The sequence below is a fragment of the Halorubrum sp. SP9 genome, from assembly GCF_005435015.1.
Lineage (GTDB): Archaea > Halobacteriota > Halobacteria > Halobacteriales > Haloferacaceae > Halorubrum > Halorubrum sodomense.
In genome coordinates, this window is sequence record NZ_SGXU01000163.1 from 635 (window position 1) to 900 (window position 266).

Sequence of the window (266 nt, forward strand, 5' to 3'; positions counted from 1 at the left end):
AAGACGATCGACAGCCCCGACGAGATCGTGGACGAGGAGCGGCAGTTGTTAATTGATGCCTACGACGGGGAGATCCGATATCTGGACGATCAGCTCCGCGCGTTCTTCGACTCGCTCGACGATCGCGGGCTGCTCGAAGAGAGTCTGATTGTCGTGACGGCCGACCACGGGGATGCGTTCGGCGAACACGGGTACTACACGCACCCGCGATATCTCCACGAGTCGTTGCTACACGTTCCGCTGATCGTTTCGTTGCCGGGTGAACG

The 266-nt window shown here is 59.8% G+C and carries 1 pseudogene; it reads left to right on the forward strand.

The features are described 5' to 3' along the window. Positions 1-266, forward strand: a pseudogene (locus EXE45_RS21470) (sulfatase-like hydrolase/transferase); the annotation flags it as partial.